Annotated in this window: 17 protein-coding genes; 6 read left to right on the top strand and 11 right to left on the bottom strand. The window is 56.7% G+C overall.

Features of this window, described 5'->3' with window-relative positions; all coding sequences use genetic code 11:
- The first annotated feature begins 32 nt into the window (after window positions 1-32).
- The gene (locus tag OC597_RS22770) at window positions 33-557 is read left to right on the top strand and encodes an NAD(P)H-dependent oxidoreductase (RefSeq protein ID WP_261285478.1); all 525 of its coding nucleotides are present in this window, start codon (window positions 33-35) and stop codon (window positions 555-557) included.
- Window positions 558-584: 27 nt separating this feature from the next.
- Here the strand turns inward: OC597_RS22770 and treC are convergent, their stop codons facing one another.
- Window positions 585-2,249, bottom strand: a complete 1,665-nt coding sequence (treC, locus tag OC597_RS22765) for an alpha,alpha-phosphotrehalase (protein ID WP_262210594.1) — start codon at window positions 2,247-2,249, stop codon at window positions 585-587.
- Between the two features lie 56 nt (window positions 2,250-2,305).
- Entirely contained in the window at window positions 2,306-3,721 is a 1,416-nt protein-coding gene (gene treB / locus OC597_RS22760) for a PTS trehalose transporter subunit IIBC (protein ID WP_176979884.1), read from the bottom strand.
- A 321-nt stretch (window positions 3,722-4,042) separates the two neighbouring features.
- On the opposite strand from treB, the gene OC597_RS22755 reads away from it, so the two are divergent.
- Complete coding sequence (locus tag OC597_RS22755; RefSeq protein ID WP_262210591.1) at window positions 4,043-4,456, top strand: Exc2 family lipoprotein; 414 nt, start codon at window positions 4,043-4,045, stop codon at window positions 4,454-4,456.
- A gap of 94 nt (window positions 4,457-4,550) precedes the next feature.
- On the opposite strand, the gene OC597_RS22750 is transcribed toward OC597_RS22755, so the two are convergent.
- The 4 genes from OC597_RS22750 to treR form a co-directional block, all read right to left on the bottom strand.
- Entirely contained in the window at window positions 4,551-4,823 is a 273-nt protein-coding gene (locus OC597_RS22750; RefSeq protein WP_261256962.1) for a hypothetical protein, read from the bottom strand.
- Window positions 4,820-6,889: an S-type pyocin domain-containing protein gene (locus tag OC597_RS22745; RefSeq protein WP_262210589.1), complete on the bottom strand. Its 2,070-nt coding sequence runs from the start codon at window positions 6,887-6,889 to the stop codon at window positions 4,820-4,822. Before OC597_RS22745 ends, OC597_RS22750 begins: the two co-directional genes overlap by 4 nt.
- A gap of 58 nt (window positions 6,890-6,947) precedes the next feature.
- Window positions 6,948-8,087 (bottom strand): tail fiber domain-containing protein, encoded by a 1,140-nt coding sequence (locus tag OC597_RS22740; protein ID WP_262210587.1) that lies wholly within the window; start codon window positions 8,085-8,087, stop codon window positions 6,948-6,950.
- A gap of 296 nt (window positions 8,088-8,383) precedes the next feature.
- Window positions 8,384-9,331 carry a trehalose operon repressor TreR gene (gene treR / locus OC597_RS22735; RefSeq protein WP_261256971.1) on the bottom strand — a complete coding sequence of 316 codons (948 nt, stop codon included), beginning with the start codon at window positions 9,329-9,331 and terminating at the stop codon, window positions 8,384-8,386.
- A 420-nt stretch (window positions 9,332-9,751) separates the two neighbouring features.
- Here treR and mgtA point away from each other — a divergent pair, with 420 nt between their 5' ends.
- Complete coding sequence (mgtA, locus tag OC597_RS22730; protein ID WP_262210585.1) at window positions 9,752-12,460, top strand: magnesium-translocating P-type ATPase; 2,709 nt, start codon at window positions 9,752-9,754, stop codon at window positions 12,458-12,460.
- A 155-nt stretch (window positions 12,461-12,615) separates the two neighbouring features.
- Window positions 12,616-15,009, top strand: a complete 2,394-nt coding sequence (locus OC597_RS22725; RefSeq protein ID WP_262210582.1) for a beta-N-acetylhexosaminidase — start codon at window positions 12,616-12,618, stop codon at window positions 15,007-15,009.
- Between the two features lie 57 nt (window positions 15,010-15,066).
- Here the strand turns inward: OC597_RS22725 and OC597_RS22720 are convergent, their stop codons facing one another.
- The 4 genes from OC597_RS22720 to OC597_RS22705 all read right to left on the bottom strand — a co-directional run bounded on the left by OC597_RS22720 (window position 15,067) and on the right by OC597_RS22705 (window position 19,021).
- Window positions 15,067-15,795 (bottom strand): proteasome-type protease, encoded by a 729-nt coding sequence (locus OC597_RS22720; RefSeq protein ID WP_261463174.1) that lies wholly within the window; start codon window positions 15,793-15,795, stop codon window positions 15,067-15,069.
- Between the two features lie 75 nt (window positions 15,796-15,870).
- Window positions 15,871-16,665, bottom strand: a complete 795-nt coding sequence (locus OC597_RS22715; protein WP_262210581.1) for a transglutaminase family protein — start codon at window positions 16,663-16,665, stop codon at window positions 15,871-15,873.
- Complete coding sequence (locus OC597_RS22710) at window positions 16,662-17,591, bottom strand: alpha-E domain-containing protein (RefSeq protein ID WP_099065067.1); 930 nt, start codon at window positions 17,589-17,591, stop codon at window positions 16,662-16,664. The genes OC597_RS22715 and OC597_RS22710 overlap by 4 nt, the downstream gene beginning before the upstream one ends.
- Window positions 17,585-19,021 carry a circularly permuted type 2 ATP-grasp protein gene (locus OC597_RS22705; RefSeq protein ID WP_261257533.1) on the bottom strand — a complete coding sequence of 479 codons (1,437 nt, stop codon included), beginning with the start codon at window positions 19,019-19,021 and terminating at the stop codon, window positions 17,585-17,587. The genes OC597_RS22710 and OC597_RS22705 overlap by 7 nt, the downstream gene beginning before the upstream one ends.
- A gap of 282 nt (window positions 19,022-19,303) precedes the next feature.
- Between OC597_RS22705 and OC597_RS22700 the strand changes: the two genes are divergently transcribed.
- Together OC597_RS22700 and OC597_RS22695 are read left to right on the top strand one after the other, a co-directional pair.
- A complete protein-coding gene (locus tag OC597_RS22700) occupies window positions 19,304-19,582 on the top strand; it encodes a hypothetical protein (RefSeq protein ID WP_262210578.1) in 279 nt (92 codons plus the stop codon).
- Window positions 19,583-19,622: 40 nt separating this feature from the next.
- A complete protein-coding gene (locus OC597_RS22695; protein WP_099065066.1) occupies window positions 19,623-19,889 on the top strand; it encodes a hypothetical protein in 267 nt (88 codons plus the stop codon).
- A gap of 77 nt (window positions 19,890-19,966) precedes the next feature.
- Here OC597_RS22695 and OC597_RS22690 read toward each other — a convergent pair whose 3' ends face one another.
- Complete coding sequence (locus OC597_RS22690; RefSeq protein ID WP_262210576.1) at window positions 19,967-22,102, bottom strand: thioester reductase domain-containing protein; 2,136 nt, start codon at window positions 22,100-22,102, stop codon at window positions 19,967-19,969.
- Window positions 22,103-22,212 lie beyond the last annotated feature (110 nt).

The raw sequence follows: 22,212 nt of genomic DNA, 5'->3' as shown, positions 1-22,212 counted from the left end.
ATGCGATATCAAATTTTAATCAAGGATCTCCTATGTCGCGCATTTTAGTGTTAACCGCCCACCGTTTTCCCGATGACTCACGGATCAACAAAGCCCTGATCGACGCGCTACGTTCTCTGCCGAATGTGACAGTTCACGAACTGATGCGCGCTTACCCGGACTATCAAATTGACGTGGCGCGTGAGCAGGAGTTGCTACAGGGCCATGAGGTGGTGGTGATGTTGTTCCCGTTCTACTGGTACAGTTCACCGGCGATCCTCAGCGAATGGCAGGACGCGGTATTAACCCACGGTTTCGCTTACGGCAGCGAAGGCACCCAACTGCAGGGGAAACCTTTGCAACTGGTTGTCACTACCGGCGGCAATCAACAGGCCTATACGCCAGAAGGCTATAACCGCTATCCGGTGACAGATCTGCTGCGCCCGTTCCATGCGATGGCCAACCTGACCGGCATGGATTACCTGCCGCCGCATCTGGTGCAGGGGGTGTTTGATATGAGCGATGAACGCCTGGCGCAAGAGGCTGCCGGCGTGGTGGAACTGCTGAAAAAACTGTAGGGCGAGGCAAGCCACGCCCCGACAGCATCAGTCTTCCAGCAACCACCATACCGCTTCGAACGGTCGCAGGGTGGTAGCCTGCGGCTGGGCAGGAGCGTCGGCGTAGTTGCTCATCAGCGGACGCCACAAATCGGACGGTTCCACGCCTTCTGCCTGCCAGGCCAGCGGCTCGCGGCTGAGGTTGGCCACCACCAGCAGGCGTTGGCCATTCCAGCTCCGTTGATAGCACCACAACGCCGGGTGCGAAGGGGCCAGATCGTGATAGTCGCCGTGGGTCAGCAGCGGATACTGCTTGCGCAGGGTGATTAACTGGCGATAGGCGTAAAACACCGAATCCAGATCGGCCAGCGCCGCTTCGGCGTTGATCTGCGGGTAGTTTTCCGCACAGCCAATCCACGGCGTACCCTGGGTGAAACCGGCGTTCGGTGCGGCGCTCCACTGCATCGGCGTACGGCCGTTATCGCGTGATTTGCTGGCCAGGATCGCCAGCAGCTCGGCGTCACTTTTACCCTGTGCGCTGAGTTCGGCGTACATGTTCAGGCTTTCCACATCGCGATACTGCCCGATGCGGCCAAAGCCCGGGTTGGTCATGCCGATCTCTTCACCCTGATAGATATAAGGCGTGCCCTGCATGCCATGCAGCACCATCGCCAGCATTTTGGCGGCCGGTACCCGCAGTTCGCCTTCATCGCCGAAGCGTGAAACGATGCGCGGCTGATCGTGGTTACACCAAAACAGCGCGTTCCAGGCCTGATTGTGCATGCCCTGCTGCCAGTGGCGGAAAATCTGCTTGAGTTCGACGTAATCCGGTGCCGCCAGGGTCCATTTTTCGCCACCGGCATAGTCCACCTTCAGGTGGTGGAAGTTGAAGGTCATCGACAGCTCTTCACCGCTCTGTGCCGCGTATTGTCGGCAATGCTCCAGGGTGGTGGAAGACATTTCCCCTACGGTCATCAGGCCACGCGGCTGGAACACATCGCGGCTCATTTCCTGCAAAAACTCATGAATACGTGGCCCGTCGGTGTAGAAACGGCGGCCATCACCCTGACTATCGGACGGGAAATCCTGCTGCTTGGAGACCAGGTTGATCACGTCGAGACGCAGGCCGTCGACGCCTTTGTCGGCCCAGAACTGACACACTTTCTTCAGTTCTTCGCGCACCGGTGGGTGCTCCCAGTTGAGATCCGCCTGTTCGGTGGCGAACAGATGCAGATAATACTGGCCGCTGTCGGCGTGCCACTGCCAGGCATTACCGCCAAACTTGGAGCGCCAGTTGTTCGGCAGGGCGTCGCCTTCGCCGTCGCGCCAGACATAAAACTGACGGAATGGGCTGTCAGGATCCTGCGAGGCTTGGAACCATGGGTGCTCGGTCGAGGTGTGGTTGAACACCATGTCCATCACGATGCGGATGCTGCGCTGGTGGGCGGCGGCAATCAGACGATCGAAATCCTCCATGGTGCCGTAGGCCGGGTCGATGGCGCAGTAGTCCGCCACGTCATAACCGTTGTCTACCTGCGGGGAGACATACACCGGCGTCAGCCAGATGGCATCGATACCCAGCTCCTGCAGATAGTCCAGCCGCTCCGTCACACCGGCCAAATCGCCGTAGCCGTTACCGGTGCTGTCCTGAAAACTCTTCGGGTAGATTTGGTAGATGACACCGTTTTGCCACCAGGGGATTGGATTGCTCATAGTAATACCTTTGACTTGTGACAACGGGCCCGGCTTAGCGGGCCCCTACATTTCAATCAGACCGGCAGCTCACCGCGGCTGGCTTTGCGTTTGTAGACCATGATGGTCAGCACCAGCGGGATCACCACAGCAACCACGATCGCCACCGTGTAAATCATCCAGAACTGCGGTTTGATCGACAGGATACCCGGCAAACCACCGACACCGATGCCGTTAGCCATCACGCCATCCAGGCCGCAGATCAGCCCGGCAAAGGCGGAACCGATCATTGCGCACAGCATAGGGAAGCGGTACTTCAGGTTGATCCCGTACATCGCCGGTTCGGTAACGCCGAGGTAGGCCGAAATTGCCGCCGGCACCGAGATTTCACGTTCGTTGGCCTTGCGGCTGACAATGATAATGCCCAGCACCGCCGAAGCCTGCGCAATGTTGGACAGTGCAATCAGCGGCCAGACCGGGGTACCGCCCATGCTTTGGATCATCTGCATATCGATGGCCAGCGTGGTCTGATGCACGCCGGTGATCACCAGCGGTGCGTACAGGAAGCCAAACAGCGCGGCGCCAATTGGTGCGAAGCTGCCGGTCATTACGGCTTTTACCGCCCAGGCTACGCCATCGCCAATCATGCGGCCGAATGGCCCGATAAATGCGTGCGCCAGGAACACTGCCAGCAGCAGTGAAACCACCGGTACCACTACCAGGTACAGGTAATCCGGCACGATCTTTTTCAGCCGGGTTTCAATCCAGCCCAGCGCCATACCGGCTAGCATGGAAGGGATCACCTGCGCCTGATAGCCGACTTTCTGAATGGTGAACCAGCCGAAGTTCCACACTTCCGGGATCTGCTGACCAAGCTGATAGGAGTTCATCAACTGCGGGGACACCAGCGTGATGCCCAGCACGATACCCAGCACCGGCGTGCCGCCCATTTTTTTCACCGTCGACCAGCAGATGGCGACCGGCAGGAACATGAAGATGGCTTCACCGAGCAGCCACAGGAAGTCGTAGATGGTTTTCCACGCCGGGTGCATCTGCGCCAACGTTTGACCGCCGGACATCGGGATGTCGCCGATCACGTTGCGGAAACCGAGGATCAAACCGCCGCTGATCAGCGCCGGCAGCAGCGGGAAGAAGATTTCGGCGAAGTGCGAGATAGCGCGTTCGCTCCAGGTCATGTTCTGGCGCGCCGCCACCTTGGCCTGTTCTTTATCGGCTTCGTTGACGCCGGTGGTGGCGATCAGGGCCTGGTAGTAATCCCCAACCTCGGGGCCGATCACCACCTGGAATTGCCCGGCGTTGGTGAAGCAGCCTTTGACCATCGGCAATTCTTCGATTTCTTTCGGTTTGGCCAGAGCTGGGTCATTGAGAACAAAACGCAGCCTGGTAATGCAGTGGCTGACGGTCGCGATGTTTTCGCGCCCGCCCACCAGCACAATCAGGCGATCGATATCCTGCTGTTTTACTTTGCTCATTATTAGATACCTTTCTTGGTATGGGACTGCCGCAGAGGTGTTGTCGGAGTAATGATCAAAGCTTAGTCACTCCGCTTTTTTTATGAAATGGGAACGTTCCCGGTTTGGGGCGAGGATCACAAAACGATAAAAAAATGACCATTTATGCGGCGGGGGAATTTGAGAGCCAGCCGAAACATTCAGCAATATTCTCTTGAACAGCGGCAATGCTGGCTATACTGTCACCCTTAACAATCAATAAGTTGATTGAAATTAGTGGCACCTATTACTTCAAGGCGTTAAGCGAGTGCCGCTACCACGCACTTTTTTCAAGGAAGAATGATGACTTTGACACTGCCTCGACTGCTTATTGTCTTCACCGCGCTGTTGCTGAGCGCCTGTACCAGCCAAAAAAGCAGCCCGGAACGCCATGCCAAGCAGGCGATTTATCAAATGGCGCGAGAGGATTTTTCCCCAGAAATACGAACCCAAATTCCGGACTCGATAAAAGCCTCTATTCCGTTCTTTGACCAGTTCTATCAAATGGGGAAGGCCGATCGGGCCAAGGGATTAACGCGCCAGCAGGCACAGCAGCGGGAAGCCTATTTCCGCAGCCCCGAATTCCTCAGCGACGTGGGGAAGAAAGGGAAATTTATCAATCAGGAATATTCAGTGGATAACCCGCAAAAACAACGGCAGATCCTGCTGGATTCCGCCGTGGCTACCTACTGGGATGGCTATGACGGACGGCCTTGAGGGATAGAGTAAAACGATGGCGTTAATTAAAAGCCCAGCAAACTAGTGTTTGTTGGGCTTTGTTTAAAATAAATTGTTTGTGAAACTTAGATAGTTATTCGATACCGTATTTTTTCTCTAGCACGAATTTTGGAGTTTTCCAGTTAGGGCCTTTTTTAACAAGCATTTTATCCCCCCATTCTACGATGCCACTTTGGCGTAACTCCTCAAATACTCGCATGAACTCACCGCTCTCAATTACTGAAAATTTGTAACGGCTAAATAATCTATCCATCTGAGGATAGCCAAATCCTGTTCCTCTCCCCGCTAGAAAGGCAATCACATCAGCGACTTTTTCTTCCTTTGCCAACCGATCAAAATCAATCATTTTAACATCCTCAATTCTTGTTCTTCCTCAGCTTTTATAGCCTCAGGCGTATATAAAAGCGACTCGGCATTACCTAATCTATAATCCTCTAATGTTGCGGTGTGGGTATTATTCCATGTTTCTCCGGGGTTATTAGGGAGTGCACCATCTTTAACATCAAGATTACGATACCTTTCCAGTTCTCTAATCTCATGGGTATAAAACCGCTTGTCAGTATCGGTAGCTACGAGTTCACCTCTCAGAATTTTATCCAGGCGACCGATCATTACTTTATTGGCATCCGACTCTGTAAACCGCCCTATATGCAGTTTTACCTTGTCTACACCGGCACGGTCAATCCTAGCGGTTTTCCAGTCCAGATTCTGGATAGGCCCGCCGGCTTTCTCGGTATTGTAATCACGGCCGCTGTGTTCGCCTCTGGCGTTAGTTTCCCCATAAGGCTTACTGACCATCACATAGATAGCTTCAACGCCGACTTCCGTCGCATCCGGCTGCCACAGGATGAAATCTTGCAAATCCTGGACGACATCTGCAGGGAAGGTCGTGACGACTATGCTGTCCGCCTGCCTGACATTGGTGCCGGTATGTACTGGTGATTTGGGTGCCGGTGAACCATTGCCTGTATGTGACGGTGCTGCTGGCCCCGAGGGAACCGGGTTGATCAGTATGGTCCGGGCAGGCACGCCTCCCATTGCAGGCAATGTGATTTTATCCAGCCCGGTTGCCTCATCACGGACCGGTCTGAACACCGGTACGCTGGCAGATACACCGCCGACACCCGTTCTGACAAAGTTTACACTCTGCCTTCCGTCCCTGTCCCTCGATATAAAACCGCGCACCGGCAAATCGATCGAGGTCATCCCCGGCTGGATCGTCGTTGTTCCAACGGCCGCCAGACTTGCCTGGAAGGCAAACATATTGATGTCACGACCGGGAACCTGGTCACTGCCCGTTCCGGCTGCTGTCGGAATAAACCCGAGGGCAAGAGCCCCCAGTACCGATCCTGCGGCGACAGCGGTACCGGCACGTATGCTGCCGACTTCCGTTGCCCCACGCCACAGCGCGCCCGCTACGGAACCGGCCAGTTCGCTGGAGGTGGTTATAACACCTTGTGCCACCGTCGACATCTGCAGCATGGCGGGCGCACGGTTGAGTACCATTGCGCCTGCGGTAGCTAGCGCGGCATTGGCTGCTTTCAGCTTTTCGGGTGGGTAAGCCGGCGCGTCCAAAATACCCGCTTTGGCAAACAGCGCTTTCCTCGCCTCTTCAACTTTTCGGGTTTCTTCGGCCTTACGGGCTTCCTCGGCCTTACGGGCTTCTTCGGCCTTGCGGGCTTCTTCGGCCTTGCGGGCTTCTTCGGCCCTGCGGGCTTCTTCGGCCTTGCGGGCTTCCTCGGCCTTGCGGGCTTCCTCGGCCTTGCGGGCTTCTTCGGCCTTGCGGGCTTCTTCGGCCTTGCGGGCTTCTTCGGCCTTGCGGGCTTCCTCGGCCTTGCGCGCCTCTTCAGCCTTTTTTTTATCATTCAGATACACCCAGACTTGCTGCCCGGCTTTATTTTTATCAGCATTCCGTGCGGAGGTATTACCACTCTCTTTCCCGGATTTAAAGAACGTCCCTTTCACTTCACCGTTATTATCGACAACAACGGCATAAGTATTATTCCCTACCCGAGAATAATATTGGTGCTTGTCACGGTTATCGCCTTCTAATTGTCCTCCATCCGCAACGTTGGGATGACCTGGGATCCCATTAAACCCTTTCCCACCATTAGGACCGCTGCCGCCATTTCCTTTTCCCCCATTTCCTTTATCATTAGGCGAAGGATTATCAGGTACAGCATTCACACCACCATTAATCTCAATATGATCGCCATGCGATCCATCTGACCCTGGCTTCTCCTTACTCGGTTCAGCATGATAACCTGGCTTAATTCCCACCGCCGTGCCATTGCCATCGCGAATATACGGATCATTGTTTGAACCACTGTGTCCGCCACCACCAATACCGGTTGGCCCGCCATTCACGCCGCCAGTTGGGCCACGACTGTCTTTTCCGTCTCCACCACTCATACATCATCCCCTTAGATTAAATAATTATTTTTAATACACTTGGTTAAGCTTTAAAAACTCAAGGATTTCGTGATGTGGAAATATCGTTAACTAAATTGGTCAACCGGACTTCAAGTGCCTGCCTGGCTTCCTTCTCTTCCTTTAACGCCTCGACCAGAAGGGCGACCACGCCATTGATATTAATTCCGCGGGCGTCTTTCAAAACGCTGCCGTCATTTAATTTCAGTTCGGTGGTGGTGACGGATTGAGGTAATACGCTCTCCACTTCTTGGGCTATTACCCCGGCTTCCGGAACGCCCTGTTTCAGGTAGGTATAACCGCCAATTTTCCCCAGCTTATCCAGCGCACCGCCAATTTTCTCGATATCAGTTTTCATACGGGCATCGGAGCTGCTGTTCCAACTCCCGTTGGTGTAGGCATTGCCTTTGTCCCGGAATTCATACCAGCCATCGCCGCCGCCATTGGCAACGCGAAGTGCCATTAAATGGTGCTTGCCAATACGTTCATAATGGCAAAGCTCTGCAAACAGGTCGCCCTGACCCTGAAGGCGTAATCCGTAGGTGGTTCGGTCTGCATTGTTATTAACGTTCTTGTTCCCTTCAGCCAAAATCCATCCATTGGTATTACGTTTAACCAATTGCCCTACCGAAACCTCGCTGCTGCCTTTAACCTGAATTTCATTCCAGTTTCCCTGCCAGTCACGGTAGGAAATTAACCCTACCTCTTCTTTTCCGGGCGTCAGGCGTGTGCCAATCATCATGGAGGTGGTCACATTGCCACTGGTGAAATTGGTTTGGATACTGGCTGCGTTATAAGTCTGCCCGAGGATGAGGGGATCAGGGCCGGTGGTCTCGGCGCCGATGCCTGCATTGTGTGACACCATAGCGCCGCCGGAGATATCGACGCCGTTACGAAGTGCTACCCGGCCACTTGAGAGGTTAAAAGAGAAGGGGCGCAGGGTGTTCCACAGTCCGTCCTGTGCCTGGCCGCTTGGCGTGGTCAGGGCGTAAAAATCCTTACCGTCGTTACGCAGCATCACGCCGGTATTGCCGTTTGCCAGGCGGAAACCGTTTGCTGCCTTGGTCACAATTTCATCGTCACTGATGATGCGTTTACGTAGGGTGGTCAGGGATTTCAGCTCAGTCACATCGTCATTAACGCCGTTAGTCACCTGAGCATTTTTCTTTTCTTCAGCCATGATTATTTTCCTTTTCGACTCTCTGTTTCCTGATGGTTAACAGCGTCCGGTACCCTCCGTTGCTCCTGAATGGCAGGTCTGGGGAGGTACACATTCCGTGTGCTGAAAAACCGCTAAAACACACAGATAGCACTGTGTGTATAAACAGTAATTTACTTGGCTGGGTGAAGAAGGTCGATTGGCGGTTGTTGTGTGGTGGCTGGTACAAAATAGCGATGAAGTGACGCTCACTGGGTGTGAGCATCAACAGAGGATTTCAGGCTGAAGGATATAGAGAGGTAAACAACTACCCGTTATCAGGCGAGTTGGCTTGGCACGATGATCTGGCGGATGCCCTGTTCGCCGCTGAGCTGGCCCAGCAACTGTTGGGCGGCCTGCAGCCCGGCAGTGCCGTAGCCCAGATCAACTGAAAACGTCTCGGGGAACAGGAAGTTAAGCAGCGGAGTGTTACCGATACCGCACACCTGCAGCGGGGCAATCTGTTGCTGTTGCAGGTATTTAATCGCGCCGAGGGCGATGGTATCGGAGGCACACACCAGCGCGGTGGTCTGGGCATCGATGGCCGAGGCGGCCAACTGGAAGCCACTCTGATAGCTCAGTTCGCCCAAGGCCACGCTTGGGGTAATCTGCTGCTGGCGACAGGCGTCGAGGTAGGCCTGGTGGCGGCGCATACCGGTGGTGGCGTCCGACAGTTGCACCCCCAGGTAGCTGATATGTCGGTGGCCCTGCTGTTGCAGGCGATCCATCAGCAGCCGTACCGCGCCGTCGTCGTCGTAGCAAACCGAAGAAAACCCCTCATATTCGCGCGCCAGCACCACCATTTTATCCTGCCATGGGCTGAGCATGGCCGCCGTCAGGCCGGTGAAGCCGAACAGGATCACCCCGTCGACGTTACGCTGCTGTAAGACGTGCAAATGCTCTTCCACCAGCCGGGTTTCGAACTGGCTTTCCATCACGATCGGGTCGAAACCGTGCTGATACAGCAGCGGCAACATGGTGCGTACGGCCTGATTTTCGGACGGCGAATCGAGGCGAGAAACGATAATGCCCACCACTTTGTCGCTCTGGCCGCGCATGGCACGTGCCGATTTGGACGGGGTAAACCCCTGCTGACGGATCACCGCTTCCACCCGTTCGCGGGTCTGCGGGCTCACGCTGCCTTCGTTGTTCAACACGCGTGATACGGTGGATTTACCTACGCCGCTCAGGCGTGCGATGTCCTTGATGGTCAGCCGGTTTTGCATGGTTTACTTTTCGTTGAGGTTAAAAGGCGTAAACTGGCGGCCTACGCTGAATGCCCGTCAGCATAGCCTATTTTCCGCAACGGATCTTGGCGCTGTGCAGGGATTTGCGTACTGCGCTGAACGGCCGCTCTTGTCGTTTGATCTTTTCATTTACCGGAGGTTATCACCCATATGGATCCCGATCCGACCCCGTCAGACACCGATTCGGTGATCCGGTAAAACCTGCCCGCTTTGCGCTGCTGTTTTACCGGTGAAGTAATAACGGTAACCGGTAGCGCGCGCCCGTCGTTCGCTCCTGCTGCTATAAAAAAGACAAGGATCTGCCCAGGCAGAGGCTTTTTGGCGTGTCCGAAAGCCTGGCTTGGGGCGATCCCGCGTTCACCCGCTGCCGTGAGGCAATGGGCGACGAGGTGCAAAAAAATGAAACTAAAAAACATCCCCCGTCAGCTGCTGGGCCTGCTCAGCCGCAATTTACCGCGCCGTTTGGTGCACCGTGACAGCCTGTTGGATAGCCTGGGCGGCAAAGCGCAGGGGTTGCCTGCCGGTCTGGCACAGCAGCGGCTGGAATGTGCTGCGGCCAATACCACCGAGCTTTACCTGCGTTTCCACAGCCACCCAGAGGGTATTACTGCCCATGAGGCGGAACGGGTGCGTGAACGCTGCGGTGAGAACGTTATTGATGATCAACAGCAAGAGGCCTGGTGGCAGCACCTGTGGCACTGCTATCGCAACCCGTTCAACCTGCTGCTGACCGCGCTTGGCATGATCTCTTATGCTACTGAGGATCTGACCGGTGCACTGGTGATCGCCCTGATGGTGGTGATCTCCACGCTGCTGAACTTCATTCAGGAAGCGCGATCCAACAAGGCGGCAGACGCGCTGAAGGCGATGGTCAGCAATACCGCGACGGTGATCCGCAGCGACGCATTGACCGGTAAAAGCGAACACCTGGAACTGCCGATCTCGCAACTGGTGCCGGGCGACATCATCAAGTTGTCGGCAGGCGACATGATCCCGGCGGATCTGCGCGTGTTGTCGGCCAAGGATCTGTTTATCAGCCAGGCGGCGCTGACCGGCGAGTCGCTGCCGGTCGAGAAAGTCGCCGAGCTGCGCGGGCAGGTGGAGGATCCGCTGGAATGCCAAAACCTGTGCTTTATGGGCACCAACGTAGTGAGTGGTACCGCGCTGGCGATGGTGATTGGCACCGGCGGCGACACCTACTTCGGCCAGTTGGCGCAGCGCGTTATCAGTCAGGATCAGCAACCCAATGCCTTCCAGAGCGGGATCAGTAAAGTCAGTTGGTTGTTGATACGTTTCATGCTGGTGATGACGCCAATTGTGCTGTTGATCAACGGCTACACCAAGGGCGACTGGTGGGAAGCGGCGCTGTTCGCGCTGTCGGTGGCGGTGGGGCTGACCCCGGAAATGCTGCCGATGATTGTCACTTCTACTCTGGCCAAAGGGGCAGTGAAACTGTCCAAACAGAAAGTGATCGTCAAGCGTCTGGACGCCATTCAGAACTTTGGCGCCATGGACATTTTGTGCACTGACAAAACCGGTACCCTGACTCAGGACAAAATCGTGCTGGAGCGCCACACCGACGTGTTTGGCGTCGCCAGCGACCGGGTGTTGCATTACGCCTGGCTGAACAGCTTCTACCAAACCGGGTTGAAAAACCTGCTCGATGTGGCGGTGCTGAGCTGCGCGGAACAAAGCCAGCAGCCGGATGCGCTGCAGCATTACCACAAGGTGGATGAGATCCCGTTTGATTTCGAACGCCGTCGGATGTCGGTAGTGGTGGCCAAAGACGCGCAATACCACGAGCTGATCTGCAAGGGTGCGCTGGAAGAGATGCTGGCGATTTGCAGCCACGTGCGGCAGGAAGATGAAGTGATCCCGTTGACCGAGGCGTTGCTGGCACGCATCCGGCGCGTTACCGACGATCTTAACCAGCAGGGGCTGCGGGTGGTGGCGGTGGCCAACAAGATCTTGCCGGCGCAGGCTTATGAATATGGTGTGGCCGACGAATCCGATCTGATCCTCGAAGGCTATGTGGCCTTCCTCGATCCGCCAAAAGAGAGTACGGCGCCGGCGTTGGCGGCGCTGAAAAACAGCGGCGTAACCGTGAAGATCCTCACTGGCGACAATGAGCTGGTGGCGGCCAAGGTGTGCAAAGACGTCGGGCTGGCGGCGGATCACGTGCTGCGCGGCAGTGAAATCGAACAGATGAACGATGAGCAGCTGGCGCAGGCGGCGGCGCGTACCACGGTGTTCGCCAAGCTGACACCGCTGCATAAGGAACGGATCGTCAAGCTGCTGCGTCAGCAGGGCCACGTGGTGGGCTTTATGGGCGACGGCATCAACGATGCTCCGGCGCTGCGCGCGGCGGATATCGGCATTTCTGTTGATTCCGCGGTGGATATCGCCAAGGAAGCGGCGGACATTATCCTGCTGGAAAAAAGCCTGATGGTGCTGGAGCAGGGGGTGATCGAAGGCCGTCGCACTTTCGCCAACATGCTCAAGTACATCAAGATGACCGCCAGCTCCAACTTCGGTAACGTCTTCAGCGTGCTGATTGCCAGCGCCTTTTTGCCGTTCCTGCCGATGTTGCCATTGCACCTGCTGATCCAGAACCTGATGTATGACATTTCGCAGATCGCCATTCCGTTCGATAACGTTGATGACGATCAGATCACCCAGCCACAGCGCTGGAATTCCGGCGATATTGGGCGCTTTATGGTGTTCTTTGGGCCGATCAGTTCGATCTTTGACGTGTTGACCTTTAGCCTGATGTGGTGGGTGTTTAAAGCTAATACGCCGGAAATGCAGACGCTGTTCCAGTCCGGCTGGTTCGTTGAAGGGCTGCTGTCGCAAACGCTGATTGTGCATATGATCCGCACGCGCAAAATTCCGTTTATCCAGAGCCGTCCTTCGTGGCCGCTGTGCATCATGACCCTGGTGGTGATTGCCACCGGTATCGGCCTGACCTTCTCGCCGCTGGCCGGTTTCCTGCAGTTGCAGGCGCTGCCGCTCGGTTACTTCCCGTGGCTGGTGCTGATCCTGTGCGGTTATATGGTGCTGACCCAGTGTGTGAAAGGCTGGTTTGTGCGCCGCTACGGCTGGCAGTAATTCCCACGCCCCTCTTGCGTCCGCAGGAGGGGCATTTGTGATCCAACCCGGCTTTTCATCCTCGCCGTTGGACATCTGCACTGTGCTCAGTCTTTATTTACAGCTTCATTATCGTTTGCTGTTTTTATTGATTTTTTTCCTCTGAGGAATTTCTGATGCACAGATCCCTGCGTTATACGCTACTGGCTTCATCGTTATTGCTTTCCCTGGGCGCGCTGGCGCAGCCGGCCGGTGATTTACCGCTGATGCCCTGGCCGCAGCAGGTTGAAATGACCCAGCCGGCGGGCAAGCTGGTGCTGGATCACCGCCTGTCGATTAACCTGCAGGGCGACGATCTGGCCGATGCGCTGCAGCGCTGGCGGCAACGTATTGAGCTGCAAACCGGCTGGACGCTGGCACCACAGGCAGCAAAAGCTGCAGGTGTGGTGATCAGCGTGAATATTAAAGACAAGGTGGCGGCGCAGCCGCTGCCGGGCAGCGATGAAAGCTATAAATTAACGGTGACGCCACAGGGTGTTACGCTGACCGCCAATACCCGTTTTGGTGCACTACGTGGCATGGAAACCTTGCTGCAGCTGGTGCAGACCGACGGGCAGAACACCTTCCTGCCACTGGTGAGCATCACCGACGTGCCGCGCTTCCCGTGGCGCGGTGTACTGCTGGATTCAGCGCGTCATTTCCTGCCGCTGGCGGACATCCTGCGTCAGCTCGACGGCATGGCGGCAGCCAAGCTCAACGTGTTTCACTGGCACCTGACCGACGATCAGGGCTGGCGCTTTGCCTCTGAGCATTACCCCAAACTGCAACAGCAGGCCAGCGATGGCCAGTTCTACACCCGTGAACAGATGCAGCAGGTGGTGGCCTACGCCACGGCGCGCGGCATCCGGGTGGTGCCGGAAATCGATCTGCCGGGCCATGCTTCCAGCATCGCCGTGGCTTACCCGGAGTTGATGAGCGCGCCGGGGCCGTACGCCATGGAGCGCAAGTGGGGCGTGCACCAACCGACGCTCGATCCCACCCGTGAGGAAGTTTATCAATTTGTAGACGCCATCATTGGCGAACTGGCGGCGATCTTCCCCGATCCTTACCTGCATATCGGCGGTGATGAGGTCGACGCCAGCCAGTGGAAGCAATCAAAAACCATTCAGGCCTTTATGCAGCAGCATCAGTTGACGGATACCCACGCGCTGCAGGCCTACTTCAACCAGAAGCTGGAAAAAATCCTCGAGCAGCATCAACGGCAGATGGTCGGCTGGGATGAGATTTATCATCCGTCGCTGCCGCGCAGCATTGTCATTCAGTCCTGGCAGGGGCAGGACTCACTCGGGGCCAGTGCACAGGACGGCTATCAGGGCATTCTGTCCACCGGCTTCTACCTCGATCAACCGCAGAACACGGCCTACCACTATCGCAATGAGATCCTGCCGCAGCCGCTGGGAGTAGACACCCAGGTGCAGCCCGGTGAAAAAGCGCAGAGCTGGCAGTTCAGCATGCCACGGTTGAAGGGCAGCGCAGTGGAAGGCAGTTTTACCCTGATTGAAGGGAAGCAGGGTTGGCGCGGCTTTATCGATTTCAAAGGTAAATCTCGCCGCGCCTTGCAGGATATTGTCTGGCGTTCACCGCAGCAGGTGAGCTTCCGCGTCGATACCTGGATGGGGGAGATGCGTCCGGTGTTCACGCTGGCGCAGGACCAGCTCAATGGGTATACGCTGGTGGGCAATGTGCGTTACCCGACCAACGGCAGCCGGCTTGCGGCGATCCCGGCGGGCAAGATGCCGGTGGTGCCGGATGCGAAGCAGCAGGCCAATATTCTCGGTGGTGAGGCGGCACTGTGGGCGGAAAACATCAGGGCACCGATCCTCGATCTCAAGCTGTGGCCGCGTGGTTTTGCGGTGGCGGAGCGTTTGTGGTCGGCACAGGATGTGACCGATGAAAACAATATGTACCGGCGGCTGGCGGCGGTTGACGCCTGGTCGGTGGTGTCGGTGGGCCTGCAGCAGCATGCAGAGACTGCCCGCGAGTTTACCCGGTTGGCGAACAGCGTGGCGATCGCGCCGTTGCAAACCCTGGCCGAGGCGGTGGAGCCGGGCCAGTACTACACCCGCCAGCACCTGAAATTCAGGGCCGGCAATTACCACCAGTTCGAACCGCTGAATCGCTTTGCCGACGCGTTGCCACCGGAGAGTAATGCGGTGCGAGAGATGGGACAGCAGGTTGCGGCGTTGGTGAAAGATCGCAATGACCGGGCGGCGGCACAGGCGCTGCGCGAGCGTTTGCAACGCTGGCAGTTGAATACCGCGCCGGTGAAAACGGTGATTGCCGGTAACCGGGTGATGCAGGATCTGGCACCGGTGGCGCAGGATGTCGGTTCGTTGTCCGCACTGGGGCTGATGCTGTTGGAACGTTATCAGCAGGGCAAGCCGTTGAGCCAGGCCGAAGCCGGGCAGATACAGCAGCAACTGGACGCGGCGGCGCAAATACGCGACGAAGTGGTGATTGCGGCGGTTTACCCGCTGGAGGCACTGCTACGCGCCAGCGCAATCCAATGAGGTCGGTATCGTTGGGCTCAGCATGCGTAGGGGCTCCGCATGCTGAGCCCTAAAAAGCTACAGTTGCAACGGTGGCAACTGTTTGAAAATGCTGACTAGTCCTTCGCCCCAGCCTTTGCGGATGGCGCTGAAATGCGGATGATCTTCGGTGATGCGGTACTGTTGTGCACTGCTGAAGCTGTCGCGTGGGTAAATCATCACGTCGAGCGGCAGGCCGACTGACAGGTTACTGCGCAGCGTGGAGTCGAGAGAGATCAGCGCGCACTGCATCGCCTGTTCCAGCGGGGTGTGGTAATTCAGCACCCGATCGATAATCGGTTTGCCGTATTTGCTTTCGCCAATCTGGAAATAGGGCGTATCGCGGGTGGCTTCGATAAAGTTGCCCTGCGGGTAGATATGGAATAACTGCATCTCTTCGCCTTGGATCTGACCGCCGAGCAGCAGGCTGCAACTGAAGTCAGTGGTGCTGCCGCTTTGCTGGGCTTCGCTGTCGCGTTGGATCACTTCTCGCACCGTTTCGCCCACCAGCGTGGCGGCTTCGTACATACTGGGGGCATTCAGCAGGTTGGGGCGCTCGGCGTCCTTGCAGCGGCGCTGCAGCAGGCTGATGATGCTTTGGGTAGTCGCCAGATTACCGGCGCTTTGCAGCACCAGCATGCGTTCGCCATCCTGCTGGAACACGTGCAGTTTGCGGAAGGTGGAGATATGGTCCACTCCGGCATTGGTGCGTGAATCGGAAGCAAAGACCAGCCCGGATGCCAAGCGCATGGCCACACAATAGGTCATTCCACAATCCCTCAAAACAAGACTGGCACGCCGCCAAATGCCAGCGTGCCGTAAACCTTCAACTTCGGCAAGAGGCTATTGTCCGCTGGGCATCATCTGCACTTCGGCCATGGTCTGCATATTCTCGCAGCCGCCGCCGAGTCGCATGCCGCGCACCGGGCAGGCGTCCAGATAGTCGATGCCCACCGCCAGCTTAAGGTGTTGATTCGGCAGGCGAGTGTTATTGGTGACGTCAAAACTGTGCCAGCGTTCGTCCACCCAGGCTTCTGCCCAGGCGTGGGTGGCGACGTGCGTTGAGTCCTCGCTGTAGAGGTAACCGCTGACATAGCGCGCCGGAATATTCAGGCTACGGCAGCAGGCCAGGAACACGTGAGTATGATCCTGACAAACGCCGGTACCGGTCGCGAACGCCTGGGCCGCGCTGTCGGTGACGCTGGTAGAGCCCGGGGTGTAAGGCATTTTCAGCAGCAGTTCGCCCATCAGATTTTCCAACCCTTCCAGCACCGCCTGCGGCTGGTAGTAGCGCAGGGCGAACGCCTGGATCGCACTGTCGGGCTGGGTCAGCGGGCTGTGGCGCAGGAACACCAGCGGTGACAGATGCCCCATCACCTGATCTTCCGCGCCGTCTTCTATTTCCACCACGCCGTTGGCCCGAATGGTGATCGCCTGATGCGGATGATCCAGCGTCAGCACGTGCAGCACGTTGCCGAAGGCGTCGGTGGTACATACCGCGTCTTCCGGCAGCGTCAGTTGCCAGGAGATAATGCGCTGGTGCTGTGAATTTTGTGGCGTCAGGCGCAGATACTGGGTGCTGCGCTGCACCTGCTGGGCGTAGGTATAATGGGTATTGTGCTCAATGTTGAGTTTCATTGTGCCTCCAGATAAGTGTGATGGATGCTCTCCGCAATGCCGCCAATCTGCCCGAGAAACGCGTCCAGCCAGTCGTTCAGACCGACCTGGTTCAGATCCTTCATGCTGCTGAAGCGCAGTTCGGCGTGCAGCGTGTGTGCCAGTCGGCGTGGCTGATTCGAACGGTTGCCGCCAATCTGTTCCAGTTGCTGCACCATATCGCCGACGCAGGCCAGCAGGGAGCGCGGGATTTCATTACGCAGGATCATCAGTTCGGCAATGGTGTCGCGGCTGAGCTGCTGCTTGTAGATGCTGTGATAGGCCTCGCGCGCGCTGACTGCCCGCAGCAGCGTGTCCATGCGGTAATACTCGCGCACCGGATCGCCGTCGCTGTCCATCAACGCGTTCTTCACCCCCAGCAGGCGGGCGGTGCTGTCGGCCCGCTCCAGCAGGGTGCCGAGGCGGATAAAGCACATCGCATCGCTGCGTAACAGGGTGCCGAACATCGCGCCGCGAAACAGGTGCGAACGCTCCTTCACCCAGTCGAAGAAGGCATCTGCCCCCACCGAGCCGATGCCCTGACGGCGGATCAGCTTCATCTCGATCCAGGTGGCGTTAATGCACTCCCAAACCTCGGAAGACAGGCTGCCACGCACCGCATGGGCATTGTTCCAGCCCATCTGCAGACAGCTGTAAATACTGCTGTGGTTGCGGCTGTCGAGCGCAAAAAAGCTCACCAGATTGGCCATGGTCAGGTCAGGATAGGCGGCGGCGTACAACTGGCCGGTGCTGGTCAGGTTGAGCGGTACCTGCAGATCCTGATCTTCGCTGTCGCGGATCGGCATCATCGACAGCTTGTTGGTGACGTCGAGCACCCGGGCGATGCTTTCTGCCCGCTCCAGATAGCGGGCCATCCAATAGAGTTCACTGGCAGTTCGGCTCAGCATGCGTCGTCCTCCAACACCCAGGTATCCTTGGTTCCCCCGCCTTGCGACGAGTTGACCACCAGTGAGCCTTGCGCCAGCGCCACGCGCGTCAGGCCACCGGGCACCAGACGAATTTCCGCGCCACTGAGAGCAAACGGCCGCAAATCGATATGCCGTGGTGCCAGGCCGTCGTTGACGAAGGTCGGACAGGTCGACAGCGCCAGCGTGTTTTGCGCAATGTAGTTGTGTGGCTTGGCCAGCAGCAGGGTGCGGAAGTGGGCGATTTCGTCTTTGGTCGCCGCCGGGCCGATCAGCATGCCGTAACCACCGGCACCGTGGACCTCTTTCACCACCATCTGTTCCAGATTCGCCAGCACGTAGGACAGCTCATTTTTGTGACGGCATTGCCAGGTCGGCACGTTATTGAGGATCGGCTCTTCCTGCAGATAGAAACGCACCATGTCCGGCACGTACGGATAGATCGACTTGTCGTCGGCCACGCCGGTACCTATGGCATTGGCCAGCACCACGTTGCCGGTGCGGTATACCGACAGCAGCCCCGGTACGCCGAGCATCGAGTCCGGGCGGAATGCCAGCGGATCGAGGAAGGCGTCATCGACCCGACGGTAGATCACGTCCACCTTGCAGGGCCCGGCGGTGGTGCGCATAAAGACCGCGCCGTCCTTGACGAACAGATCGGCGCTTTCCACCAGTTCAACCCCCATCTGCTGCGCCAGGAAGCTGTGTTCGAAATAGGCGCTGTTAAAGCGGCCCGGCGTCAGCACCACCACGGTGGGATCGTTAATCGGCGAGCTTTCACGCAGGGTTTGCAGCAAGTGCGACGGGTAGCGTTCTACCGGTGCGATGCGCTGCTGGGCAAACAGTTCCGGGTACAGACGCATCATCATCTTGCGGTTTTCCAGCATGTAGGACACGCCGGACGGGGTGCGCAGGTTGTCTTCCAGCACGTAATACTGGCCGTCGCCGCTGCGCACCATATCTACGCCAACGATGTGCGCGTAAATATTGCGGTGCAGGTCGACCCCTTGCATGCAGGGCTGGTACTGATCGTTGGCCAGCACCTGTTCTGCCGGAATGATCCCGGCTTTCAGAATATGTTGTTGATGGTAAATATCGTGCAGAAAGGCGTTGAGCGCCTGAACGCGTTGGCGGATACCGCGATCGAGCATCGCCCATTCGTCGGCAGGAATGATGCGCGGCACGCTGTCGAACGGGATCAGCCGTTCTGCGCCATCATCCTCACCATAAACGTTAAAGGTAATCCCCACCCGGTGAAACAGCAGTGCAGCCTCTTCCCTTTTGCGCTGAATGGCCTTTTGATCGGCCTGTTGCAGCCAATGCCAGTAAGCTTCGTAGTGGCCCCGGTGTTTACCCTCAGCCAGAAGCATCTCATCAAAAAACGGTGAAGCGGACAGATCGATATTCAGCATCGTCACCTCGTCGACATTGCAGGCTGTAAACCGATCCAGCATAAAATGTGCCAAGGTGATAAAGGGGCGTAAATGGCGCGAAAACGCCGGGTTGCGGTGGGAAACAGCCCGCTTTCGGTGCAGTCGACCCGTCCACCGCCTTAAAACGGGGCAAAACTGCGGCGCGTGCCTCAGACTCTAAACCCAGCAGTGGATGCCTCGAAGACAGAATGAAAAGTGCGTTATAAAATTGAAGCCGTATTTCTAACGCCTTAATTTATAAAAGCATTCAAGGGACTGATAATGCCGCATGATTTTAATGTTCAGGAGCTGGGACAAAGGGTATTAGCAACAACCAATGAAATCTTTGCTGCCGGTGAACATAACATTCGGGTGCAAATGTTAACCGCCGAGGATTTGGAATGGTGCATTGTGCAGACGCGCCAACAGCCTGAAAATCAGCGTATCCCTTGGGTGATAATGGCATTCTCTATCGTGATGCACAGGCTTTATTCCAATGGTTTATCGAAGACTCAATCCGTCCAGATTCATCGGCCTCGGTTGATGCTGCACAATATTTGAGCGACAATGATGACCTGCTGACGGGATTATAGGGGGTGATATGGTCATTAAAACTACAGGTCGGATTGTAGCGGAAACTGCTTTCTATGAGCTGGAAGTGTATAAAGCCGAAGGGGAAGGGCTGACAATGGTCAAAACCTATAGCTCTGAGGAGATTAACAGCCTGACGCCACGTGGGAGGGCAATTACCGCCTCACCTGAGGATGTGATAGCGGTTTTGAAACAAGCAGCCAAGCACATTAAACCTCAAAATGATCCGATTATCGAAGCTGCCGGTGGTATCCGTCGAAACCGAACCCATAAGTAATCAGCAATGGCCGCAATAGCGGCCATTAGATTATTCAGTTCAATAATCACCTTTCACATTTCCGGGCGCCCTGGTCTTTATACCTGCAATGATTGCTGTGAAGTGCCGATAGACTGCCGCAGATAATTCAGCAGCATTTGTCGGGTAAAGCGCGGTTCTTCGATCCCGCTGTGCTGCAGAAAATACTTCAGGTTGCTGCAATCCCATTGGTAGGTATTTTGGTAGAGCTGCACCGTCGATTGACCATTCACCATATTGTCCCTGAACAGGCTGAGCAACGGATAGAGCGGCGCATCGCCGTTATGTTCCCACTGCGCCCGCCACTGTTCGAAGGGCAGCGGCCGGAAACGGTAGCCGAATTCGCGCTCCAGCAGGTTGAAGAAGCCCTGCAACGTCAGGTTATTCTGGTGCTGGTGGATCAGGTTGAATTTCTTCCCCAGCGCCTGCGGATTGCGGCTGACATGGGCAATGGCCTGGGTCATATAGTCCACCGTCGTCAGGCCTTCGCGCAGATCCTGTAATGCCGGTAGCGTACCGCTGGCAATGCAGGTTTTCACCAGCCGTCCCCACCATTGATAACTGGCGCTGACGCCGGTTCGGCTGTGGCAGGTGGCGTACCCCAGACGGAAGGTCATCAGCGGCAAACCTTGCGATGCCGCCAGGTCGGCTATTTTCTCCATCACCCATTTGCTGCGTACGTAGCCGATGTCGGTGATCACCGCCGGCAGGTTCTGATCGATATCGTCGCTTTCTCGCATCACCCGTTTGCCGGTGTGCAGATGTCCCCAGCTGTAAACCGAAATCGTCGACAACAACATCAGCGGCTTGGTGCGCTGGTGGGCGGCAAAGCGAATAATTTCACGCAGGCCCTGCACGTTGTCGCGTTTCATATAAGAATAGGGTTGGATAAAGTTCACCGCGCTCGCCGAGTGATAAATGATATCGACCTGCTGGCTTAGCGCAGCATAGCGCTCGGGTGGCAGGGCGAAATCCTGCTCCGCCACGTCACCGGGGATCAGATGGATCCGTGCGCGCTGTTCGGCGGATAAAGCAATCTGATAACGGGCGAGTATCTCGTCGAGTCGGCGCTGAGGGGATTGCTGGTGGCGATCCCGTACCAGACAATGCAGTTCGGCACGGGTGGTGGTCAGTAGCTCCGCCAGCAAATGCGCGCCGACAAATCCGGTGGCACCGGTGAGTAAAATGGCTTTGGGTGAGTTTATCTGCCGCAGATCATAATCCGGGTTGAAGGTGACACCCTCGGGTAGCCAGACATCGTCCTGCAGAGCACGCACCGGTTCGCTGTCTACCGTTGGCAGAGCATGGCCGCTGCGTTCATCCAGCGCTTGTGCCAGACGGTTGATCGTTGGGTACTCATAAATATCGCGTACATAGACTTTAATCCCAAGCTGCTGGTCGATGGCGGTGACCAGCTTTGCCGCCAGCAGTGAATGGCCGCCGACGTCGAAAAAGTTGTCATCGGCATGGATAGAGGCTATCCCCAACAGGTTGCGCCAAAGGGTGGCAATGGCTTGCCGACGGCCGGTTAGCGTTTCTGTTACCGTCGATTGAGCCGGGCGGGAGAGGGCCAGCAGGGCGGCCTTATCGGTTTTGCCGTTGGCATTGATCGGCAGACGTTCCAGCAGCAGGTAATCGGCGGGCAGGAAGTAAGATGGCAATGTTTCTTTCAGCCGTTGCTTCACGCGTTCAAGCAACTCAGGGGCATTTTTGTCGGCCACCAGAAAGGCCACAATCTGTTTGTTGGCCGGATCCTGCGGCTGGGTGACAATGGCGACGGCCGCCTTCACGCCTGCAACCTGCGCCATAATGCTTTCTATTTCCCCCAACTCCACCCGATTGCCGCGTATTTTGATCTGGTCGTCGATGCGGCCGAGAAACTGGATACGCTGGTCCGGCAGCCAGCGTGCCCGATCGCCACTGCGATAGAGACGTTTACCGGCGAAATGTGGCGGTGTAATAAATTTTTCAGCAGTGAGCTGCAGGTTATTCAGGTAGCCACGCGCCAGGCAACTGCCGCTGATGTAAAGCTCGCCGGGTTGCTGGTCACTGACCGGTTGCAGCTCATCGTCGAGAATGAAGATCTCGGTATCCGCCACCGGTCGGCCGATGGTGGAGGGCGCGCCTTGTGTCGCACAGCTGACCGGATTCCAGCTGGCGAAGATGGTCGCTTCCGTCGGACCGTAGTAATCCACCAACGGGTAATTCTGTAGTGGTCAAGCAAAACTGGCCACGGCTTTAGAGTTTTTCCAGAACAATCGTTCTGATTCATTCGGCGTCAAACCACCATTATATTGATGAGGTC

Origin of the sequence: Serratia proteamaculans (assembly GCF_946227095.1) — a bacterium.
Lineage (GTDB): Bacteria > Pseudomonadota > Gammaproteobacteria > Enterobacterales > Enterobacteriaceae > Serratia > Serratia proteamaculans_E.
This window is presented reverse-complemented; position numbering and strand designations above follow the sequence as displayed.